Origin of the sequence: Pseudomonas sp. SWRI81 (assembly GCF_014268545.1) — a bacterium.
In the GTDB taxonomy this organism is placed as follows: domain Bacteria; phylum Pseudomonadota; class Gammaproteobacteria; order Pseudomonadales; family Pseudomonadaceae; genus Aquipseudomonas; species Aquipseudomonas hamedanensis.
The window spans coordinates 120,745-138,010 of record NZ_JABWQS010000006.1; the positions used below are offsets into that span (position 1 = coordinate 120,745).

The 17,266-nt window shown below is 56.4% G+C and carries 21 protein-coding genes, 1 tRNA gene and 1 pseudogene; 11 read left to right on the forward strand and 12 right to left on the reverse strand.

What is annotated here, in order from left to right:
• Nucleotides 1-413: 413 nt before the first annotated feature.
• From HU765_RS06160 to HU765_RS06180, 5 genes are all read left to right on the forward strand, one after another.
• Nucleotides 414-1,700 (forward strand): OprD family porin, encoded by a 1,287-nt coding sequence (locus tag HU765_RS06160; RefSeq protein WP_186619421.1) that lies wholly within the window; start codon nt 414-416, stop codon nt 1,698-1,700.
• A 230-nt stretch (nt 1,701-1,930) separates the two neighbouring features.
• Nucleotides 1,931-2,677, forward strand: a complete 747-nt coding sequence (locus HU765_RS06165; protein ID WP_186619422.1) for a 2OG-Fe dioxygenase family protein — start codon at nt 1,931-1,933, stop codon at nt 2,675-2,677.
• Between the two features lie 79 nt (nt 2,678-2,756).
• Nucleotides 2,757-3,134 carry a GNAT family N-acetyltransferase gene (locus HU765_RS06170; RefSeq protein WP_186619452.1) on the forward strand — a complete coding sequence of 126 codons (378 nt, stop codon included), beginning with the start codon at nt 2,757-2,759 and terminating at the stop codon, nt 3,132-3,134.
• Nucleotides 3,131-3,847 (forward strand): AzlC family ABC transporter permease, encoded by a 717-nt coding sequence (locus HU765_RS06175; RefSeq protein ID WP_186619423.1) that lies wholly within the window; start codon nt 3,131-3,133, stop codon nt 3,845-3,847. The genes HU765_RS06170 and HU765_RS06175 overlap by 4 nt, the downstream gene beginning before the upstream one ends.
• Nucleotides 3,826-4,143, forward strand: a complete 318-nt coding sequence (locus tag HU765_RS06180; RefSeq protein ID WP_024011198.1) for an AzlD domain-containing protein — start codon at nt 3,826-3,828, stop codon at nt 4,141-4,143. Before HU765_RS06175 ends, HU765_RS06180 begins: the two co-directional genes overlap by 22 nt.
• Here HU765_RS06180 and HU765_RS06185 read toward each other — a convergent pair.
• Entirely contained in the window at nt 4,060-4,986 is a 927-nt protein-coding gene (locus tag HU765_RS06185; protein ID WP_122611119.1) for a LysR family transcriptional regulator, read from the reverse strand. The two genes, HU765_RS06180 and HU765_RS06185, sit on opposite strands and share 84 nt — an antisense overlap.
• Before the next feature lie 320 nt (nt 4,987-5,306).
• On the opposite strand from HU765_RS06185, the gene HU765_RS06190 reads away from it, so the two are divergent.
• Nucleotides 5,307-5,714 (forward strand): MbcA/ParS/Xre antitoxin family protein, encoded by a 408-nt coding sequence (locus tag HU765_RS06190; RefSeq protein ID WP_186619424.1) that lies wholly within the window; start codon nt 5,307-5,309, stop codon nt 5,712-5,714.
• Complete coding sequence (locus tag HU765_RS06195) at nt 5,711-6,391, forward strand: RES family NAD+ phosphorylase (RefSeq protein ID WP_238344650.1); 681 nt, start codon at nt 5,711-5,713, stop codon at nt 6,389-6,391. The genes HU765_RS06190 and HU765_RS06195 overlap by 4 nt, the downstream gene beginning before the upstream one ends.
• Before the next feature lie 44 nt (nt 6,392-6,435).
• Here HU765_RS06195 and HU765_RS06200 read toward each other — a convergent pair whose 3' ends face one another.
• Nucleotides 6,436-6,717 carry a DUF3077 domain-containing protein gene (locus HU765_RS06200; protein ID WP_186619425.1) on the reverse strand — a complete coding sequence of 94 codons (282 nt, stop codon included), beginning with the start codon at nt 6,715-6,717 and terminating at the stop codon, nt 6,436-6,438.
• Between the two features lie 470 nt (nt 6,718-7,187).
• Between HU765_RS06200 and HU765_RS06205 the strand changes: the two genes are divergently transcribed.
• The 4 genes from HU765_RS06205 to HU765_RS06220 all read left to right on the forward strand — a co-directional run bounded on the left by HU765_RS06205 (nt 7,188) and on the right by HU765_RS06220 (nt 9,259).
• Nucleotides 7,188-7,370 carry a type II toxin-antitoxin system HicA family toxin gene (locus HU765_RS06205; RefSeq protein WP_186619426.1) on the forward strand — a complete coding sequence of 61 codons (183 nt, stop codon included), beginning with the start codon at nt 7,188-7,190 and terminating at the stop codon, nt 7,368-7,370.
• 31 nt (nt 7,371-7,401) lie between these two features.
• Nucleotides 7,402-7,827 (forward strand): type II toxin-antitoxin system HicB family antitoxin, encoded by a 426-nt coding sequence (locus HU765_RS06210; protein WP_186619427.1) that lies wholly within the window; start codon nt 7,402-7,404, stop codon nt 7,825-7,827.
• Nucleotides 7,828-8,379: 552 nt separating this feature from the next.
• Entirely contained in the window at nt 8,380-8,733 is a 354-nt protein-coding gene (locus tag HU765_RS06215; protein ID WP_186548483.1) for a type II toxin-antitoxin system HigB family toxin, read from the forward strand.
• Between the two features lie 52 nt (nt 8,734-8,785).
• On the forward strand, nt 8,786-9,259 hold the full coding sequence (locus HU765_RS06220) for a transcriptional regulator (protein WP_186548701.1): 474 nt from the start codon (nt 8,786-8,788) through the stop codon (nt 9,257-9,259).
• A 550-nt stretch (nt 9,260-9,809) separates the two neighbouring features.
• On the opposite strand, the gene HU765_RS06225 is transcribed toward HU765_RS06220, so the two are convergent.
• The 10 genes and pseudogenes from HU765_RS06225 to HU765_RS06270 form a co-directional block, all read right to left on the reverse strand.
• On the reverse strand, nt 9,810-10,079 hold the full coding sequence (locus tag HU765_RS06225) for a hypothetical protein (protein WP_186619428.1): 270 nt from the start codon (nt 10,077-10,079) through the stop codon (nt 9,810-9,812).
• 193 nt (nt 10,080-10,272) lie between these two features.
• Nucleotides 10,273-10,653: pseudogene (locus HU765_RS06230) on the reverse strand (integrase); the annotation flags it as partial.
• 193 nt (nt 10,654-10,846) lie between these two features.
• Nucleotides 10,847-11,353 carry a hypothetical protein gene (locus tag HU765_RS06235; RefSeq protein ID WP_186619429.1) on the reverse strand — a complete coding sequence of 169 codons (507 nt, stop codon included), beginning with the start codon at nt 11,351-11,353 and terminating at the stop codon, nt 10,847-10,849.
• 82 nt (nt 11,354-11,435) lie between these two features.
• Nucleotides 11,436-11,511, reverse strand: a tRNA-Thr gene (locus HU765_RS06240).
• A 75-nt stretch (nt 11,512-11,586) separates the two neighbouring features.
• Nucleotides 11,587-12,420: an FkbM family methyltransferase gene (locus HU765_RS06245; protein WP_186619430.1), complete on the reverse strand. Its 834-nt coding sequence runs from the start codon at nt 12,418-12,420 to the stop codon at nt 11,587-11,589.
• 344 nt (nt 12,421-12,764) lie between these two features.
• A complete protein-coding gene (locus HU765_RS06250; RefSeq protein WP_186619431.1) occupies nt 12,765-14,000 on the reverse strand; it encodes a methyltransferase in 1,236 nt (411 codons plus the stop codon).
• Nucleotides 13,981-14,670 (reverse strand): ABC transporter permease, encoded by a 690-nt coding sequence (locus tag HU765_RS06255; protein ID WP_186619432.1) that lies wholly within the window; start codon nt 14,668-14,670, stop codon nt 13,981-13,983. Before HU765_RS06255 ends, HU765_RS06250 begins: the two co-directional genes overlap by 20 nt.
• A complete protein-coding gene (locus HU765_RS06260) occupies nt 14,667-15,362 on the reverse strand; it encodes an ABC transporter permease (protein ID WP_186548469.1) in 696 nt (231 codons plus the stop codon). Before HU765_RS06260 ends, HU765_RS06255 begins: the two co-directional genes overlap by 4 nt.
• A 78-nt stretch (nt 15,363-15,440) precedes the next feature.
• Nucleotides 15,441-16,190: an ABC transporter substrate-binding protein gene (locus tag HU765_RS06265; RefSeq protein WP_186548467.1), complete on the reverse strand. Its 750-nt coding sequence runs from the start codon at nt 16,188-16,190 to the stop codon at nt 15,441-15,443.
• Nucleotides 16,191-16,203: 13 nt separating this feature from the next.
• The gene (locus HU765_RS06270; RefSeq protein ID WP_186533794.1) at nt 16,204-16,977 is read right to left on the reverse strand and encodes an ABC transporter ATP-binding protein; all 774 of its coding nucleotides are present in this window, start codon (nt 16,975-16,977) and stop codon (nt 16,204-16,206) included.
• Between the last annotated feature and the right edge of the window lie 289 nt (nt 16,978-17,266).

The following is a 17,266-nucleotide window of genomic DNA, read 5'->3' on the forward strand; positions in this document are numbered from 1 at the left end:
CGAGCGCGCGAATGGTAATGCTTTGCATTTGCTAGCGTTAATTATTCCTGAGAAGTCGTTTTGTTTGATTGTTTCAATATGTGTCGTATTCGATACGCGCATCGCGTTGAATATGAACAAGCGCTGGATTCACTGAATGGCGGCATTTCTGTGCAAGGAGTCAGCGCAAACTTTACGTTTCTTAGACGTTTTTCGCCTATTTAAAGACGATTCTTGAAATTGACACACTGTTCAGGGCGCGGCTACGATTCGGTCCAACGCCTGTGGCCAACCGCCATGATTCAAAACAAGGAGCAGGCCCGCCATGATTCGATCAAGGCGGGTCTTTTTGTTTCGGGGTGAATAGAAGAGTGCAAAAGCGCCGTTTCAGCCGTTCGACACAGCGCGTTTCAACCCGTAATAAGGAAAACAACATGTTGAACAAGCGGATCAGTCTGATCGCACTGGGGATGTTGAGTGCTACACAGGCCATGGCTAACGACCAGGCCGAATCCAAGGGTTTTGTCGAAGACAGCAGCCTTAAAGTGCTGTTGCGCAACGCCTACATCAATCGTGATTACGAGGACGGCAATAAAGACAAAGCCGAGTGGGGCCAAGCGGCCATCGGTACGTTCTCGTCGGGCTTCACCCAAGGCACCATCGGTGTCGGCGTGGATGCGTTCGGTCTGTACGCGCTGCGTCTGGACGGCGGCAAGGGCCGCACCGGCGCGCAAGGTATCGACTTCTTCAAACAGGAAAATGACGGTCGCGCGGCGCATGACATCGCCAAGGGCGGCGCAGCGGTAAAATTCCGTTTCTCCAACACCGTGCTGACCTACGGCGACCAGATGCCGGCCCTGCCGGTGCTGAGCTACGACAACGTGCGTCTGCTGCCGGAAAGCTACACCGGTACCTTGATCACCTCCCGCGAGATCAAAGGCCTGGAGCTGAACGCCGGGCGTTTCACCGCCGAATCGCGCAAGAGCGATGAAGGCCGTGACAGCGGCGGCCTGAAGGCGATCAACGTGTTGGGCGGTAGTTACCAGTTCACCGAAAACTTCAAAGGCGCGCTGTACGCGTCCGACGTTGAAGACGTGTTGAAGAAACAATACGTGAACGCCAACTACGTGATTCCTTTCAACAAGGAACAATCGCTGACCCTGGACTTCAACGGTTATCGCACCAAGCTGGACAACTCCTATGTCCGCGAAAACGCTGTAACCGGCGACGATAACAAGATCTGGAGCCTGGCCGCCACCTTCGCCACCGGCCCGCACTCGTTTACAGTGGCGCACCAGCGTTCCACCGGCGACAGCAATCTGGGTTACGCCTACGGCGGCTATCAGAAAGATCAGGGTCGTGTCGGCGACGGTGGTAACTCCATCTACCTGGCCAACTCCTACTGGTCGGACTTCAACGCCGAAGACGAACGCAGCTGGCAGCTGGGCTACGGCCTGGACTTCGGCGCATTCGGCGTACCGGGTCTGAGCTACAACTTCGCGTATGTGCGTGGCGACAACATCACCACGTCCACCAGCGAAGGCGGCACCGAGCGCGAGATCTTCAACCAGTTCAAGTACGTCGTGCAAAGCGGCCCGGCCAAAGACCTGAGCGTGAAGCTGCGCAGCTCGATCCTGCGCGTGTCGCAGAAATCCAGCGAATACAACGTCAGCGGCAACGAGCTGCGCGTGTTCGTGGACTACCCGATCAACATCTTCTGATGAACGATCGCGCGTAAGAAACAAAAGAAAACCCCGAGGCCTTCGGGGTTTTCTTTTGATGTTTTTCCAGCGAAAAACCGGAAAACCCGTGTTTTTGTCACGTAAAAGTTGTTTTCGCGTCGCTTCAAGCCTCGTTTCAAATGGCTTTTCAAATGCCTGAAATTCTTTCTCATGGACGCAAATTCTCCACCTAATAGATTAGGCCGCTCAACGCAGCGGAGATTTGGGTAATGATCGTTTTAAACAGAGAAGTGGGCGAATCGCTACGGCGCGACAAGTTTGTCAACGTCCAGGGTGGTGACTTCAATCTCTACGGTCATTTCGCCGACTTTGTCAGACTGACCAAAAGTTGGGAGAACATGGAGCCAGACAGTTATTACGGTCAGGCCGACGCGGGTATGCGTTACCGTCGTTACAGCGACTTCGAGTACAACCCGAAGACGCGTGAACTCAAGCAACTCGAACATCGCGCCTATGTGCAGTCGAAAGAGCACAACGCCTACGTCGGCGGCGTGGTACGGCACTTTCAGGACTTCTCCGAGGAAGTGCTGACTTCACCGGTGATGCGCAGCCTGATCGACACCGATTTCGAGGTGTACAAAAGCGTGTTGCCGGAGGAACTGCACGACGAAATCTGGCAGTGCCAGATTCATCAGATCCGCATCGAAATCAAACCCGGCAAGCAGCTGGAAATCACCCCTGAAGGCATTCACTGCGACGGCTATCCGTTCAGCGGCGTGCACTTTTGGGGACGCAACAATGTCGAGGGTGCGGAGAGTCGTTTGTACGACATCCACGAGCATCAACTGGCGGCGACTACGTACGAGGAAATTCTCGATACCACCTACTTCCTCGACCGCGACATGCGCCACTATGTGACCCCGGCGCGCAACACCCATACCCATGCCATGGCGTATCGGCAGATTCTGGCGATTTCTTTCTCGCGGCCCGGGACCGCTTTCGACATTGTTCGCTAATCAGATCACCCCAATCGACGGCGTCGAATGCTCGACGCCGGTGGTGCTGCGCCGCGCCACGGCCAAGGATGCACAGCGCATGGAGCGTTTCTTCCGGCAGTTCGACGAAGTGTCGTTCTGCGAATGGCAGGACGCCAAATGCCTGCGCGGCGTACTGATCCAGAAAACCACCACGGCTTACCTCGCCTTCGACGTGACCGGCGAGATCGTCGGCGCGGTGCTTGGTGGCATGCTTGGCAGCCGCGGCACGATCAATCATCTGGCTGTCAGTCCGGGCTATCGCAGCCAGGGCGTGGGGCAGCGCCTGGTTGAAGCGGCGTCGTCCGACATGAAACGGGTCGGCGTGCTGCGGATGTTTCTGTTCGTCGACGATGCTAACCTCGCGGGCAAGCGATTCTGGACCGCCCAGGGTTTTTGCGAGCCCCATGGCGAACGGACATTTGAGAGGGACCTATGAATGAAACGTCCGGCAGTGCGCGGCTGATGGCTGCTGATCAGCCGTCGCGCACGTTTGCCGAAGCCAGTCCGGTGGTCGCCGGGTATTTCACCGTGTCGTTCGTGTTCGGGCTGATGGCCGTCAACGCCGGGTTGCCCATGTGGCTGCCCGTGGCGATGTGCCTGTTCGTTTATGCCGGTGCTTCGCAGTTCGCCGCGCTGGCGCTGATTTCCAGCGGCGCGTCGCTGACCACCATCGTGCTGACCACGTTTCTGATCAACGCGCGCCATATGCTGATGTCGGTGTACATGGCCAAGGCCCTGCGTGCACTGGGTATGAGTCGTATGGAGCGCTGGTGCTACGCCAGCGGCCTGACCGATGAGTCCTTTGCGTTTCACAGCGTGAAGCTCGGCAGCGGTGCGCCGGTGAACGTGCGCTACCTGATCGGCTTCAACCTGTTCTGCCACACCTCGTGGGTACTCGGCGGCTTGCTCGGTGCAGTGTGCGCGCAGTACGCGGCGCACCTGATCAAATATCAGCTCGACTACGCGCTGACGGCGATGATGCTCTACGTACTGGTCTCGCTGTGCAATACGCGCAACAAACTCATTGCGGCCGCGGCTGCCGTGGTGTGCATGGGGGTGCTGAGCCTGATCGGCAGTTCGCCATTCAACGTATTCATCGCCACGTTTGTGGGCTGCGGAGTGGGTGTATGCCTGACCAAACGTTCCTGATTCTGGTGGTCGTGCTGATGATGGCCGTGACCTTTCTGCCACGCGCCTTGCCGCTGCAAATCAACACCGAGCACTGGCCGCCGTTCGTGGCGCGGGCGCTGGAATATTTGCCGGTGGCGATCGTCGCCGCGATCAGCCTCACGCCCTTGTTGATCAAGGACCGGCAGATCCAACTCGACCGCCCGGAATTCTATGCCGCGATTCCGACGTTGTTATGTGCGTATTTCAGCAAAAACCTCTTTCTCAGTGTGGCGGTGGGGACGGCTGCGTACATTGCGCTCGGCTCGTTCATGTAGCGGCAAATCGACGACATCGTTCAACGCCTGGTGCGATAACTCCGGATTGTTTACCGCCAGGCGCACTTCGAGGAAATCCTCGAACCCGGGGAAAATCGTCAGGCCGTTTTTCTGCGCCGCTTCACGCGAAACCATGCCGACCGCATCCATCTGGGTGATCAGCGACAGCGTCAGGGTTTCGCTGCACGAATAGACCATGCGCTGGCCGTTCTCGTGATTGCCCAGCCCGGCGTCGAGAAAACGCAAAAAGCTGTGGGAATACGGACAATCTTCCGCAGGACGCACCTGAAACTTATTGCCCAGCAGCGTCAGCGGATCGTTTTCCTGGCCGCAATGCGCGCCCACCACCTGCACCTGTACCTCCGGCAGAACGATGCTCGGCAGCCCCGGCCGCTGCGGGCCGATCAGCACGGCGAGGTCAAAATCCTCATTCTTCAGCTTGCTGAGGTTTTCCATCGACTCGGCGTAACTGAATTCCATCTGGTAATCGGGAAACACCTCGATCAGACGTCCGATCATGCGTCGGTTGAAGTCAGGCGACAGCGTGTTGTTCAACGCCACCTTCAACGTGCGCTGGCCCGGCACCTTCAGCGCCTCGACTTTCTCTTCCATCTGCCGCGTGGCAATCAGCACTTTATCGATGTAAGGCGTCAGCTCCGTGCCTTGCGGCGTCAGCGTCAGGCCCTTGTTGGAACGCCGAAACAAGCGGAAACCGAACTGCTCTTCGACCTTGTTCAATTGCGCGGCCAACGCCTGCACCGTCAGGCACGAATGCTCGGCTGCGGCCGACAACGAGCCGGTCTGCACGATGCGCATGAGGTTGCGTAGGGTTCTGCTATCCATGGGTAATGCCCTCTGAAGTGGGCTGGGTATTGTTGTTTACGAGAGGACCGGTCCGGCGCCTATGCCGGCTATATTCCTGCACCTGAGCATAGTTGTCGCGGATTTAGTAGCGAATTGATTTCCCCGCCGATGGCTGGAGGCTGACAGAGGATTGGGGTTTTTGCTGGGGCGGGGGTGATGGGGGTCTAAAAATAGCTGAGGTTTCGACAACATGGACGGCTTGTCTTAACCAGAGCTTAAATCCACTTATGTACTAATCTTGGATTTCGATACATATCTGTACTACGCTTTGAGCATCGATAAATCTAAGGAGGCGGCAAATGCCATCTTCATCCCCCGCTTTACAACCACGCGAACAACTCGATGCCCCCGAAGCCGGTCGCGTTGCGCTGAAGTTCTTCTTTAACCTCATGGAACACTGGGGCTGCAACGCTGAGCAACAGCGCACCCTGCTCGGTGGTGTCGGCAATACCACGTTCTACAAATACAAACACCTGCCGAACATACGCCTGCCCAACGACACCCTTGAGCGCATCTCGTATCTGATGGGCATTCACAAGGCGTTGAGCATCATCTTCAGCAACAGTCGCGAGCGCGCTTACGCCTGGGTCAGCAGCCCGAACACGGCAGCACCGTTCAATGGCCAAACCGCACTGGATTACATGCTGGCGGGGAGGGTGGTCGACATCGCCGATGTGCGCCGCTACCTCGACGGAGTCCGCGGTTGAAAGCGCCAGCGCTGGTCGATGTGCCATGGCCGCGCGCCTATCGCATCGTCAACAGCAGCTTTCCGCCGATTGCGCTGTTCGAAGACGTACTCGACCCCGAAGACCTTGAAGTCGCCTACGCCATCGAGGCGCTGACCAATGATCGCCTGATCGAACAGGCCGGCGTACTCGCCCGCGTCCGTCCCGAAGACCGCCTGTCCGGCCCCGGTTCCAGCCCGGTAATGGCCGCGTTCACCCACGTCGGCAAACGCAGCCGCTTCAGCGACGGCACCTTCGGCGTCTACTACGCCGCCAGCAGCCAGGCAGCCGCCATTGCCGAAACCTGTTTCCATCAGGAACGCTTTCTTGCTGCGACTCAGGAAGCTGATCTTGAGTTGACTATGCGCACTTACGTCAATCAGGTGGTCAAGCCGCTGCACGATGTTCGTCACGGCTTTGAGCACCTGCATCAACCCGACCCCGAGGCCTACGGCCCATCACAGGTGTTTGCGCGGCAACTGCGCGATGCTGAATCCTGGGGACTGCTCTATAACAGCGTGCGATTGCCCGGTCAGGAATGCGTTGCTGCGTTTCGGCCGCCTGCCGTGTCGATTCCGAAACAGGGCAAGCATTTGCGCTATGTGTGGAGTGCGAGTCAGGGGAGGATTTCGTTTGTGTTTGAGGTGAGTCAGGTCTGAAACGCAAAAAGCCCTCGCATCAACGAGGGCTTCATACGCATGATTTACATCAACGGCTTGTCTGGCGGCGCGTACATCACTTTCACCACATCATCGATCAGCGCCTTGCTTAACTCTTGCAGATATTGCGAGGCGTAGGCGTGAAGGTCAGGGTCGCTAGAGGCCGTAGAGTCAGCGGTCAGTAGCTTGGAGATGTGAAGCAGGTGTGAGGCGTGAGAGAGCGCGGCGATCACTGGCACACCACGATTGGTGCGAAACAGCGCTTGATTTGCCTGGAAGGAAAAATGCGTGAGGCCGGGGGTTTTCAGATCCGGATAATTGGTCATTTCGCTTCACCTGATATTCGACAAGAGGCGGGAAGCGACGGGCATCGCTGACAGGCGGATTGCGGATAGATCAATGGCATTCATTTGTGAAACTCCCTGTATCAAATGAGAGCCGCCATTTTCGTTCTCAGGCGAAAGGGTGGCAGCTATGCGCAGGCTGAGAAACCGGAGATACAGGAACCCGGCAGACCCGAAGGTCTCCCACGCACAGCCGCCATTACACGTGAATGCAGACACAAAAAAGCGCCGGCAATCGTGGGTTGGCGCGCTGGTGCGCCTGTATCTTACCCGGGTTCTCAGGCCCGGTCGCTGAATTGGCAGCGACGGGTGTGACGGTAGCCTGAGAAGATCGAGCGCACAATCGTGGCCGAGTGCTGGCCTTGAGGGTTTCAGTTGCACATGCAACACTCGTGTTGCATGTGCAACAAATATGTTGCACATTCGCTCTACCGAAACAGCGAGTGATGCACATGAAGTACAGCGAGTTTCGGCGATGGTTGAAAGCCCAAGGCGTTGAGTTCCAAGCCGGTAAGGGCAGCCACTTCAAGGTTTCCTTGAATGGCAAATCAACTGTGTTTCCCGACCACGGAGCCAAGGAAATGGGCGAAGGATTGAGAAAAACGATAATCAAACAGTTGGGCCTCAAGGACTGAGGCTCAGCTGTACCCCATGAGAGGAAGCGTGATGTTCGAATATGCCTTGGAAGTTCACGAAGAGCCGGTCAGCGTCTGGCTGACTTGTGCGGCGATTCCAGAGATGCACGCGGTCGGCGATACCCTCGGGGAGGCATTGGATACCGCCATTGACGCTATTGAGACAGCATTCTCCATCTATGTGGATGATCGCCGGATGATTCCTACTGGTCATTCAGGAGACCAGGAGAACGATGTCGTGTTGCGTCTTCCTGCACTGACTGCCGCAAAGGTTGCGTTGTGGAATACGCTTTTGGAATCAGGTTTAAGCAAGGCCGAATTGGCGCGTCGTCTCGGCGTGCAACGGCCGCAGGTCGATCGGCTGGTCGATTTCCTGCACCACTCCAAGATCGAAAACGTTGAGCGAGCGCTGCAGCAGCTAGGGCGAAGGATTTCGCTTTCGGTTGAGGCTGCGTAGGTTCAGCGCGGACGGTTGGAAAAGCAGCGCCGTGGCCCTCAGCCTGAGAAAGTATGTTCGGGGCGAGCTCGATGTTTTTACAGCAGGCTTGCCGAAGGCTCAATTTGGTTGCTGGCCGCTAGTACGAAGGCGAAATTCTGTTATCTGCCTGCGACCGTCCTTGTGCAATTCAAGGAGGAGTGATGAGCACATCCCAGAAAAAACGAAGCCCCTGCATTATGCAGGGGCTTCGTTTTGTATGGTGCAGCACCAGGAGTCGATTGTTTCCGCACGAAATTTGATGCCAGCCAATCTGGCTGGAACAGATGCTTCGTTGGACATAACGATTCTCCGGCCCCGCCACTGCGTACCCGGCTACCGCAGCTTCCAGGACTAAAAAATCATGGAAATCGTCAAACAACGCAGTACCGTTTCCAGCTTTGCAAAGACGGGTAGATTTGTGCTTTGGCAGGTGTTCGAAATGTTATCTGCAATCCAGATATATCTGTTTGACAGATATCTGAATTCGCGATAATCTTCGCTGCATGTAGGGACGCCGGAGAAAAAAAGAACATGCGAGTGATTGCCAAAACGGCGGTAGCTGAAGCCATCGAAAAATACAGCCAGTGGAAAGACCCACTCACATTGTGGCTTTCCACCTTTGACAGACCGCCCCTTCGGTTCGAGTCCTTTGAGCAGATTCGTGAGGTTTGGGTCAATACTTCAGGATGGAACGTTGACCGTATTCCTCGCTCCAAGCTAAGACTCCCAAGCCAAAAAGGACCTCTTGATATTTATGTGTTTGATATCAAGAAGAATGAGTGTCGAATTATCGTGTGGATCAACACGCGGAATGGCACCATTTTTATCAAGGATATTTTGCCCCATGCTGGATATGACAAGTGGTGCAATAGTGATGTTAAGTAGTTGACAAGGAAGATCGACTCAATTTATGTATTATGAAATTATAGGTGACAAGATGAAGCGTGATAAGATCGAAGCCACTGGACTAGAGACCTTCATAGCTAATATTTCACCAATGTTTGATAGTATGAGCGATCAAATAGCGACAGTGTCCAAGTTGTTATCTGCATGTCATGATCCTATAGAAAGCGATGATGACTTGCGGGGGCGGATGACGCTTATTGATGAGCTCTACTCTCATGCAGATAGTGAAGATCACGCAGCTGCCCGTTTTGCGGAGTTGGTTGCAGATCGCGTGTATGAGTATGAGACTGCAACCGTGCTGATTCCGTACTCTTCACAATCGGAAGCATTAGCCTTTCTAATGAATGATCGTGGCATAAAGCAGAAAGATCTAGCTGATATTGCAAGTCAGAGTGCTATTTCGGAAATATTGAACAACAAACGAAAAATGACTGTAGCTCAAATAAAAGGCTTTTCTGACTTTTTTAAAGTTCCAGTTGAGTTTTTTATGCATGGTGTTGTGTAAGAACTTGAGAGTTGTACAGTTTAATATTTAAAGTAACTGGTAAATTAACGAAGAGCAGATCGTGCTAACTAACAAATAATTGTACTCAGAGCCCCGCCACAGTCGATGTGGAACGGGGCTTTTTAATAGCTCTAAAGCATCCTCTTCAGGAAACGCCTCGTAAAATAAGCAGCGCCTACGTCTCTAACAAATTTTGCCTAGAGTAGCCGCAACATCATCAACCACCGCTTTTCCCATCCCGACACTTTCAGCAAAAGGCAGAAGTCAATGATTGACTTCTGAAACGACAAAGCCCCGCATTGCGGGGCTTTGAATATGGTGCCGGCACCAGGAGTCGAACCCGGGACCTACTGATTACAAGGAAGGCGCTTTAAACAATAAAATCAACGACTTACGCGATTCATTGTTACGTGAGGACAACCCCGCCCTCCCATGTTCAGGGAACCTCGTTGCGTCTGTTACGTGGTGTTCCGTTCGGCAATGGCGGCGCGAGCTGGACTCATGCATGCTCTGGCTGGAGCCTTGCAGGCGCGTTTCAAGCGTGATTGGCTCAGTTTTTATAGCGCTCACGATAGTATTCGGCTCTACGCTTTGCGTCCTCCCGCTCCATTTCCTCGTAATGCTTGCGCTCCTCACGATCCATCTCTTCGTGAAATTTGCGATGCTCCTTCTCATCCTCCATGTCCGCTTTATCCATTTCGCGCTGGTGTTCCCAATAGCGCTTGTGGGCCTCTCGATAATCCTTATCCGGATCATCAGCAAATGCGCCCGCAGAGGCGAAACACAGCCAGGAAAATGCAAAAGCTGCAGCAGTCTTCATTCGAATGTGTCTCTTTGGAAAATAAGTGCGCTAGACCCAAATGGGCATTCGGTAGACCGTGAAATTGGCCGGAAGTGCTGCGATCGAGCGTACTCCTAGGGTCTGCACACAGTGGCAACACCCAATGTCTTCTCGTATCCAGCATCAGCTGGTCGGCATTAAATGCCAAGGGCCAGCTGGCTGGATTTCACTATTAATCGGCGGAAGGTGAAACGACGGGAATACTGTGATCGTAGACATCCATCATCTTCGCGTCACGGTGGCCACTCGCCTCCTGCTTGTCGGCCTTGGTGCCGGTCGTGTCAGTGATGCCACGCCGTTTCAGATCGTGCAGCGCGAAGCGATCTTCCGGATCGATGTTTCCGTCGGCAATTGCCAAAGTGATGAAGCGTTGCCAGGCGGTGTCGAGGCTCGTTTTACGAAGCGGGCCACCGTGGCTGGCCACGATGATAAAGCGCTTCGATGCCGCGATCGGGATAGGTGTTTTACGGCGTTCCCAAACCCTGGCGCGCAAAGCCTTCGCGCTTTCCCACACTGTGCGCAGTCGCGGCGTCCATCGGACGAGACTTTGTCGGGGTCGTAGCCAGGGATAACCATGTCATCTTTGCTATTGATAATGAAAATCGCCGAGGCTGGTTTATCCATCGCCTCCAACTTCAGCATCAGCAGCCGGATCAAATCGGGGTCTCGTTGCATTGCCTTTCCTCCGTGGGCAGCAAAATGCCGCTGCTAGTCACGATAGCCCCGCACCCAACAAGATCAAGCTGCTACGTTTTCTCGTCGCGAGGGGAGGACTGATACAACAAAAGGGCGATTTGAAGGAAAGCGCTAATAGCTCCAAGCAGATATTCGAGACAAGCTCGAAAATCCAAACTCCGGCCGGGCTCCTCATCATTAACTTTTTGCATGATGGATTTTTTGCATCCATCAATTTTCTTTGCGTCCGGCTCAAGCTCGTGAGCCATTGCGTTGCGCAGTTTGTTGACTTCTTTAGCAATTGCCCAGAGCTTTTGGTCGAAGTCATTTGGTGCAATTGGGCACAATGCTTGCGCAAGGCTAAGAACCTGATTGAACTGAAATCTTGCGCCCAACAGGTGTTGAGGGTTAGGCACGCAGTGCGCACAGAAATCCCGCAAAGCTGCTTCAAGCAGCAAATGAGCCTTCAAGATCATTGATTGTTCATCGAGATCTGGTGGGAAATGCTTTTCGAACAGATCCCCATTCCTCGTAATGAACTCGGGTGAAGGGAAGCTCTCCGCTTCATTCATATCCATATTGCGCGGATCCGTTGTTACGTGCGTTGTTACGTGTGAAGACCAAAAAAAAGGCCTGCATCGCTGCAAGCCTTTTTCTGTATGGTGCCGGCACCAGGAGTCGAACCCGGGACCTACTGATTACAAGTCAGTTGCTCTACCAACTGAGCTATACCGGCGTGTGGGCGACGATTATAGCGATTGGGTGGATCCTGTAAACCCCTGAATTCAGACTATTTTTGTGGCGGCTGCAATCAAGCGCTGCGCAGGGTGTTACGCAGCTTTTGCAGAAGGCGCACGGTGCGGCTGTTTTGCAGTGCGTGCAGTTGCGTTTCGGCCTGTTCGGCGCGGTGCAGGGCTGCGGCGAGTTGTCGGGCGGTGTCGGGTTCGTCGGGGGTTAGCGGATGGGCGAGGGCGTGGCCGCGGCAGAGGTGGAAGTTATCGAGGTTGCAGGGTGGGATGTCGAAGGCGGGTTTGAGGTTGAGGTGTTCGTCGGCGAGGAACCAGGTGTTGAGGCCGTCGAACAGGATTGACTGGTAGCCGGCATCTGTGACCAATGGCTCCCAGGTGTGGTCGCGCAGCCATGGGGTTTCGACAACGATGATCCATGGGCGGAAGCGGCTGAAGTCCATGCCGCGCAGGACGGTTTCTTCGTGGCCTTCGACGTCGATTTTGAGGAAGTGGATCGGCCGGTCGGCGGCGTATTGTTCGCAGATCGAGGTGAGCGTGCGCGCCTGGACCGTGAGCGGCTGCACGTTCATGCCGAGGTCTTTGCGTTGCTGGGCCACGGCGGGATCGGCGGTGGACAGGCCTGTGTCCGGGATGCCGTAGAACGTCACTTCGCCGGGCTGATCGCTGGCGATGCACTGCACGGTGGTGTCGCGCGGGCGCTGCTGGCAGAGCGCGTCGTAGAAATTCTGCATCGGTTCGACGTTAATTCCCTGCCAGCCATTGTCGTAGAACGCTTTGGTGACGGAGTCGTGGCACGGGTCATTGGCGCCGATGTCGATGTAGAAGCCGTGTTCGAATTGCTTGAGCGCACGCCACAGGCGGACGTCTTCAAAGTTCTGTGCATAAGAGATGAACACGGTCGCTTCCTGTCGGTCGGTTTTTCTTGTTCTGGCGTGCGCGGGCGGCGCGTTCAGGCTTTGTATAGCAAGGCTGGCGGACGCTCGCAAATATTCGCTGTGCAGGCTGCGGATTCGGCGGTTATGTCGTTTCGATTGGCTGCTTATGCACAACGCGCTGGCTCGCCCATGCGCTTAGGCCTGTTTTCGCGGAGCGGTTCTCATTTTGTGCGCAAATCTCTGTTTTTCTGGTTTTTTATCCATGTGAACAAAAAATGACCAAGGTCGATATTGCCGTGAAACAGGCATGGATATTGGATCCAGCGAAATTTCATCAACAGAGTTATCCACAGGCTGCTGGCCGTTTATTCGCGTTCGGCCAGCAGCAGCAAGTTGCGCGGTGTGAGCGGTATTTCACAGAAGGTGCCGAGGCGGACGTTGTAGCCCTGCTCGACAAGGAAAAGTGCTCGATCCAGGTTCAGCCAAAGCTCCAGCGGACGTCGGAAAAGTCCGCGCAGTAATTCCAGATTGCGTACTTCGGCCAGGCGCTGCCAACCGGCGGCTTCCAGCGCCTCCCAATCTGGCGAACCGACGGTGGATAAGTCTTTCAGTGCTGCCAGATCCCGGCAGTAGTCGGCGAACGGCTTATCTAGCCACGCACTTGGCAGCGACGGGGTAGGCAAGTACTCGTCGATGCCGCGCGATGTTCTTTGCAGCAAGTCGAAGGCGAGGCGTCGGGCCATGGAGGTGTCGCGCTGGCGTCGGACCCGTGCCCCGGCGGTGACGGTTTCGCTCATCGGCAGGGTCAGATCTTCCTGCGAAAGCTGTAGGACAGATCGCATACCGACCGAGGACAATGCCTGATATTCGTTGCGGCTGATGCGGTTGTAGCAGCACGGGGCAATCGCCATTTGTTGGCAGCCGACCGCGCTGGCCAGTTGCATCAACCGCACGTGCAGATCGCCGCAGGCATGGAGCGCGACGGGGGTGTGGGCCGCGTTCAAGACCGCAGAAGCATCCGCCGCCAGGACATCCTGCTCCACATGCAAGGCATGTAGATGATGACGCTGGCTCAATGCCTGACCGCTGGCAACGAGCGCGGGATCGTATTCGACACAGGTCAGCTGTTGCGAGCCACTCAACAAGCGCCGCCCCAGATGTCCCTTGCCCGAACACCAATCCAGCCAATGCGTCGGCTTCGCAGAAAAAGACAAGCGACTGGCAAACGCCTCGATCTGCTGCCACTTGCGTCCCGGTACATCGACATTCAAGCGATGGCCGGCGGCGTCCAGTGGATGCCCCGGCAACTCACCGACAGCACTCAGCTCGGCCGACAACCTCGCCAGAGAAGCGAACGGCTCCGGAGCGCCGATGAGATCGGCAGGATGATTATGAGCTTGCTCGGCGTCTTCAAGCGATCGACCGCGTAGCCACGAAGACAACTCGGGGCAGGACGCTTCCCAAGCAAGCGAAAGATGAGTGAACGGTCGGGGTTTCCACAACGCCTGATGCGTTGTAAGAAAAGCATCCAGCGCGGTGAAGCGGGCGAGTAAGTCCTCGCCCGTCAGCACGTGGGAAGTTTCAGCGGCCTTGGCAGGCATCAACGCGCAGCCAGCGCTCCAGCAGCTTGAAGCCGCGCACCAGCACATAGGCCATGACGAGATAGAACACGCCCGCCGCGAAGAAAATCTCCACGGGCAGGTAGGTGCGGGCAATGATCGTGCGCGCCATCCCGGTCAGTTCGAGCAGGGTGACGGTGCTGGCCAGCGCGCTGGCCTTGAGCATCAGGATCACTTCGTTGCTGTAGGCCGGCAGGCCGATGCGCGCCGCGCGTGGCAGGATGATGTAGAACATCGCTTTGGGTCTGGACATGCCCAGAGCCCGCGCCGCTTCGATCTCGCCCGGTGGAATCGCCTGAATGGCGCCACGTAGAATCTCGGCGATATACGCCGCCGTGTGCAGCGTCATGGTCACCGTGGCGCACCAGAACGGATCGCGCAGGTATGGCCACAGCGAGCTTTTCCGTACGGCGTCGAATTGCGCCAGGCCGTAATAGACCAGGAACAGTTGAACCAGCAGCGGCGTGCCGCGGAAAAAGAAGATGTAGGCGTAGGGCAGCGAACGCACGTACCACAGCTTCGAGGAGCGGGCGATGCCCAGCGGAATTGCCAGCAGCAGGCCGGCTATTACCGCGATGGCGACCAGTTCCAGGGTCAGGGTCGCGCCTTGTGCCAGTTTCGGCAGCCATTTGATGATGACGTCCCAGTTCATTGAGCGCTCCTCGCAAAGCCGCGGGCGGCGCGTTTTTCCAGGAAGTGCATGCCGGTCATCGCCAGCACCGTCAGGCCGAGGTACATCACCGCCGCCACCATATAGAAGGTGAACGGTTGTTTCGACACGGTCACGCCGATCTGCGCGTGACGCATGATCTCTTCCAGGCCGATCACCGACACCAGCGCGGTGTCCTTCATCAGGATCATGAACAGGTTGCCCAGGCCCGGCAGGGCAATGCGCCACATCTGCGGCATGATCAAGCGGGTGAAGATCCGCCATTTCGACAGGCCCAGGGCCTGGCCGGCCTCACGGTGGCCTTTGGGAATGGCGAGGAGCGCGCCGCGGAACACTTCCGTGGCGTAGGCGCCGAAGCACAGGCCCAGTGCGATCACTCCGGCGGCGAAGGCGTTGAGTTGCAGGTCGGGGTTGCCGAAGTACTCGCCGAGGGCGCGCATCAGGTTGACCGTACCGAAGTAGATCAGCAGCACCCAGAGCAATTCCGGGACGCCTCGCACCAGGGTCGAATAGGTGCCGCCAAGCCATTGCAGCGGCTTGTACGGGGAAGTCTTGGCCAAGGCGCCAAGCAGGCCGAGCACCAGCCCCAGGCACAGGGCCGTGAGCGCCAGCTGGACAGTCATCAGCGCGCCGGCAGCAAGGGCCGGGCCGAATCCGTAGAGGTTGATAATCATGGATTTCTGTTCAAATCGCGGCAGGCAAGGTCGGGAACCGACGCCGAACGATCTCGGCGCCGGTCCCGCAGGTCAGAATCAATAGATGCTGAACGGGAAGTACTTGTCGTTGATCTTTTTGTAGGTGCCGTCGGCGACGATTTCCTTCAGCGCGGCGTTCAGCTTCTCGCGCAGCGGATCACCCTTGCGCACGGCGATGCCAATCTTGTCGCTCTCCACGACCGGGTCGCCCTTGAACTCGTAGTTCTTGCCGGCGTCGGTTTTCAGCCAGTCATAGTTGGCGTACTTGTCGGCGAGGATGGCGTCGACACGACCGGAGGTCAGGTCGAGATAGGCGTTTTCCTGGGTGTCGTAGAGGCTGACTTTGATGTCATCGCCATAAGTGTCTTCCAGCCAGGTGCCCGCAAGCGTGGCGCGCTGGGTACCGATAGTCTTGCCCTTGAGCGAGTCCTTGTCGGTTTTGAAGTCGACATTTTTCGGTGCGATGTACTGCAGTTTGTTCGAGTAGTACGGGTCGGTGAAATCAACCGCGCCCTTGCGCTCTTCGGTGATCGACAGCGAGGAGATCAGGAAGTCGAACTTCTTCGCGTTCAGGGCCGGGATGATGCCGTCCCAGTCGGACGTGACCACGGTGCATTCGGCTTTCATCTTCGCGCACAGGGCGTCGCCGATGTCTTTGTCGAAGCCGACAACCTGACCGCTGGCGTCTTTGTTGTTGAACGGCGGGTAAGCCGCTTCGATGCCCATCTTCAGAGTTTCAGCCATGGCACCGGCGCTGAACGCGAGGGTGACGGCTGCGGCCAGGAAGACCTTTTTATAGTTCTGCATGCATGTTGCTCCGTTAGCGGTTGCTGGACATGAATTGTTTGCAGCGCGCCGAAAGCGGGTTATCGAACACCTGCTGTGGCGATCCTTGCTCTTCTACCAGGCCCTGGTGAAGGAACACCACTTCGCTGGAGACCTGACGGGCGAAGCCCATTTCATGGGTCACGAGCAGCATGGTGCGGCCTTCTTCGGCCAATGCGCGGATGACACTAAGTACTTCCTGAACCATTTCCGGGTCAAGGGCGGAGGTGGGCTCGTCGAACAGAATCACCTTCGGCTGCATCGCCAGTGTGCGAGCGATCGCTGCGCGTTGCTGCTGACCGCCGGACAGTTGCGCCGGATAGGCGTGGCGCTTGTCGGCGATGCCGACCTTGGCCAGCAGGGCTTCGGCGACTTCGATGGCCTCGGCCTTGCTCTGGCCGAGCACGCGGCGCGGGGCTTCGATGATGTTGTCGAGCACGCTCATGTGCGGCCACAGATTAAAGTTTTGAAATACAAAACCAATCTCGGAACGCAGGCGATTGATCTGCTTGCCATCGGCGGCAACCAGTTCGCCATTTTTAGCGGCTTTGAGTTTGAGTTCTTCGCCGGCCACCAGAATCTGGCCCTGGTGCGGGTTTTCCAACAGGTTGATGCAACGCAGGAACGTGGACTTGCCGGAACCGGAGGAACCGAGGATCGAGATCACATCGCCGTCGCGGGCGGTCAGCGAGATGCCTTTGAGCACCTCAAGCTGTCCGTAGCGTTTGTGCAAGTTGCGGATTTCAAGCGCGGGCGTGGCCTCAGCCATGTGCGTTCCTCATATATGTTGCGCTCCTGCTGTTGGCGGGCCTTCCTGGCGAGGCGGCCAAGCTAGCATAGCGTTTCAATGGCAGCCAACAGCGCTACGAGCGGTAAACGGGTGGCATGTGGCAGGTTGTCGCATCGGCGCAGCAGACTGTCGCCCCGTCAACAACCGAACGGGTGTTTGATCATGCAAGCCCGTGGGTGTCGCGTAAAAAAAGGCGCGATGTTGCCAGCTTTGGCGGGGTGTTGGAAGCGCTATCCGGCCGAACGTTCCTCAATTGCGCTTTTTCTGT

Excerpts from the sequence above, each read along its gene's own strand:
- HU765_RS06160 (WP_186619421.1), top strand. The coding sequence starts at position 414 with ATGTTGAACAAGCGGATCAGTCTGATCGCACTGGGGATGTTGAGTGCT.
- HU765_RS06165 (WP_186619422.1), top strand. The coding sequence starts at position 1,931 with ATGATCGTTTTAAACAGAGAAGTGGGCGAATCGCTACGGCGCGACAAG.
- HU765_RS06170 (WP_186619452.1), top strand. The coding sequence starts at position 2,757 with ATGGAGCGTTTCTTCCGGCAGTTCGACGAAGTGTCGTTCTGCGAATGG.
- HU765_RS06175 (WP_186619423.1), top strand. The coding sequence starts at position 3,131 with ATGAATGAAACGTCCGGCAGTGCGCGGCTGATGGCTGCTGATCAGCCG.
- HU765_RS06180 (WP_024011198.1), top strand. The coding sequence starts at position 3,826 with ATGCCTGACCAAACGTTCCTGATTCTGGTGGTCGTGCTGATGATGGCC.
- HU765_RS06185 (WP_122611119.1), bottom strand. The coding sequence starts at position 4,986 with ATGGATAGCAGAACCCTACGCAACCTCATGCGCATCGTGCAGACCGGC.
- HU765_RS06190 (WP_186619424.1), top strand. The coding sequence starts at position 5,307 with ATGCCATCTTCATCCCCCGCTTTACAACCACGCGAACAACTCGATGCC.
- HU765_RS06200 (WP_186619425.1), bottom strand. The coding sequence starts at position 6,717 with ATGACCAATTATCCGGATCTGAAAACCCCCGGCCTCACGCATTTTTCC.
- HU765_RS06205 (WP_186619426.1), top strand. The coding sequence starts at position 7,188 with ATGAAGTACAGCGAGTTTCGGCGATGGTTGAAAGCCCAAGGCGTTGAG.
- HU765_RS06210 (WP_186619427.1), top strand. The coding sequence starts at position 7,402 with ATGTTCGAATATGCCTTGGAAGTTCACGAAGAGCCGGTCAGCGTCTGG.
- HU765_RS06215 (WP_186548483.1), top strand. The coding sequence starts at position 8,380 with ATGCGAGTGATTGCCAAAACGGCGGTAGCTGAAGCCATCGAAAAATAC.
- HU765_RS06220 (WP_186548701.1), top strand. The coding sequence starts at position 8,786 with ATGAAGCGTGATAAGATCGAAGCCACTGGACTAGAGACCTTCATAGCT.
- HU765_RS06225 (WP_186619428.1), bottom strand. The coding sequence starts at position 10,079 with ATGAAGACTGCTGCAGCTTTTGCATTTTCCTGGCTGTGTTTCGCCTCT.
- HU765_RS06235 (WP_186619429.1), bottom strand. The coding sequence starts at position 11,353 with ATGGATATGAATGAAGCGGAGAGCTTCCCTTCACCCGAGTTCATTACG.
- HU765_RS06250 (WP_186619431.1), bottom strand. The coding sequence starts at position 14,000 with ATGCCTGCCAAGGCCGCTGAAACTTCCCACGTGCTGACGGGCGAGGAC.
- HU765_RS06255 (WP_186619432.1), bottom strand. The coding sequence starts at position 14,670 with ATGAACTGGGACGTCATCATCAAATGGCTGCCGAAACTGGCACAAGGC.
- HU765_RS06260 (WP_186548469.1), bottom strand. The coding sequence starts at position 15,362 with ATGATTATCAACCTCTACGGATTCGGCCCGGCCCTTGCTGCCGGCGCG.
- HU765_RS06265 (WP_186548467.1), bottom strand. The coding sequence starts at position 16,190 with ATGCAGAACTATAAAAAGGTCTTCCTGGCCGCAGCCGTCACCCTCGCG.
- HU765_RS06270 (WP_186533794.1), bottom strand. The coding sequence starts at position 16,977 with ATGGCTGAGGCCACGCCCGCGCTTGAAATCCGCAACTTGCACAAACGC.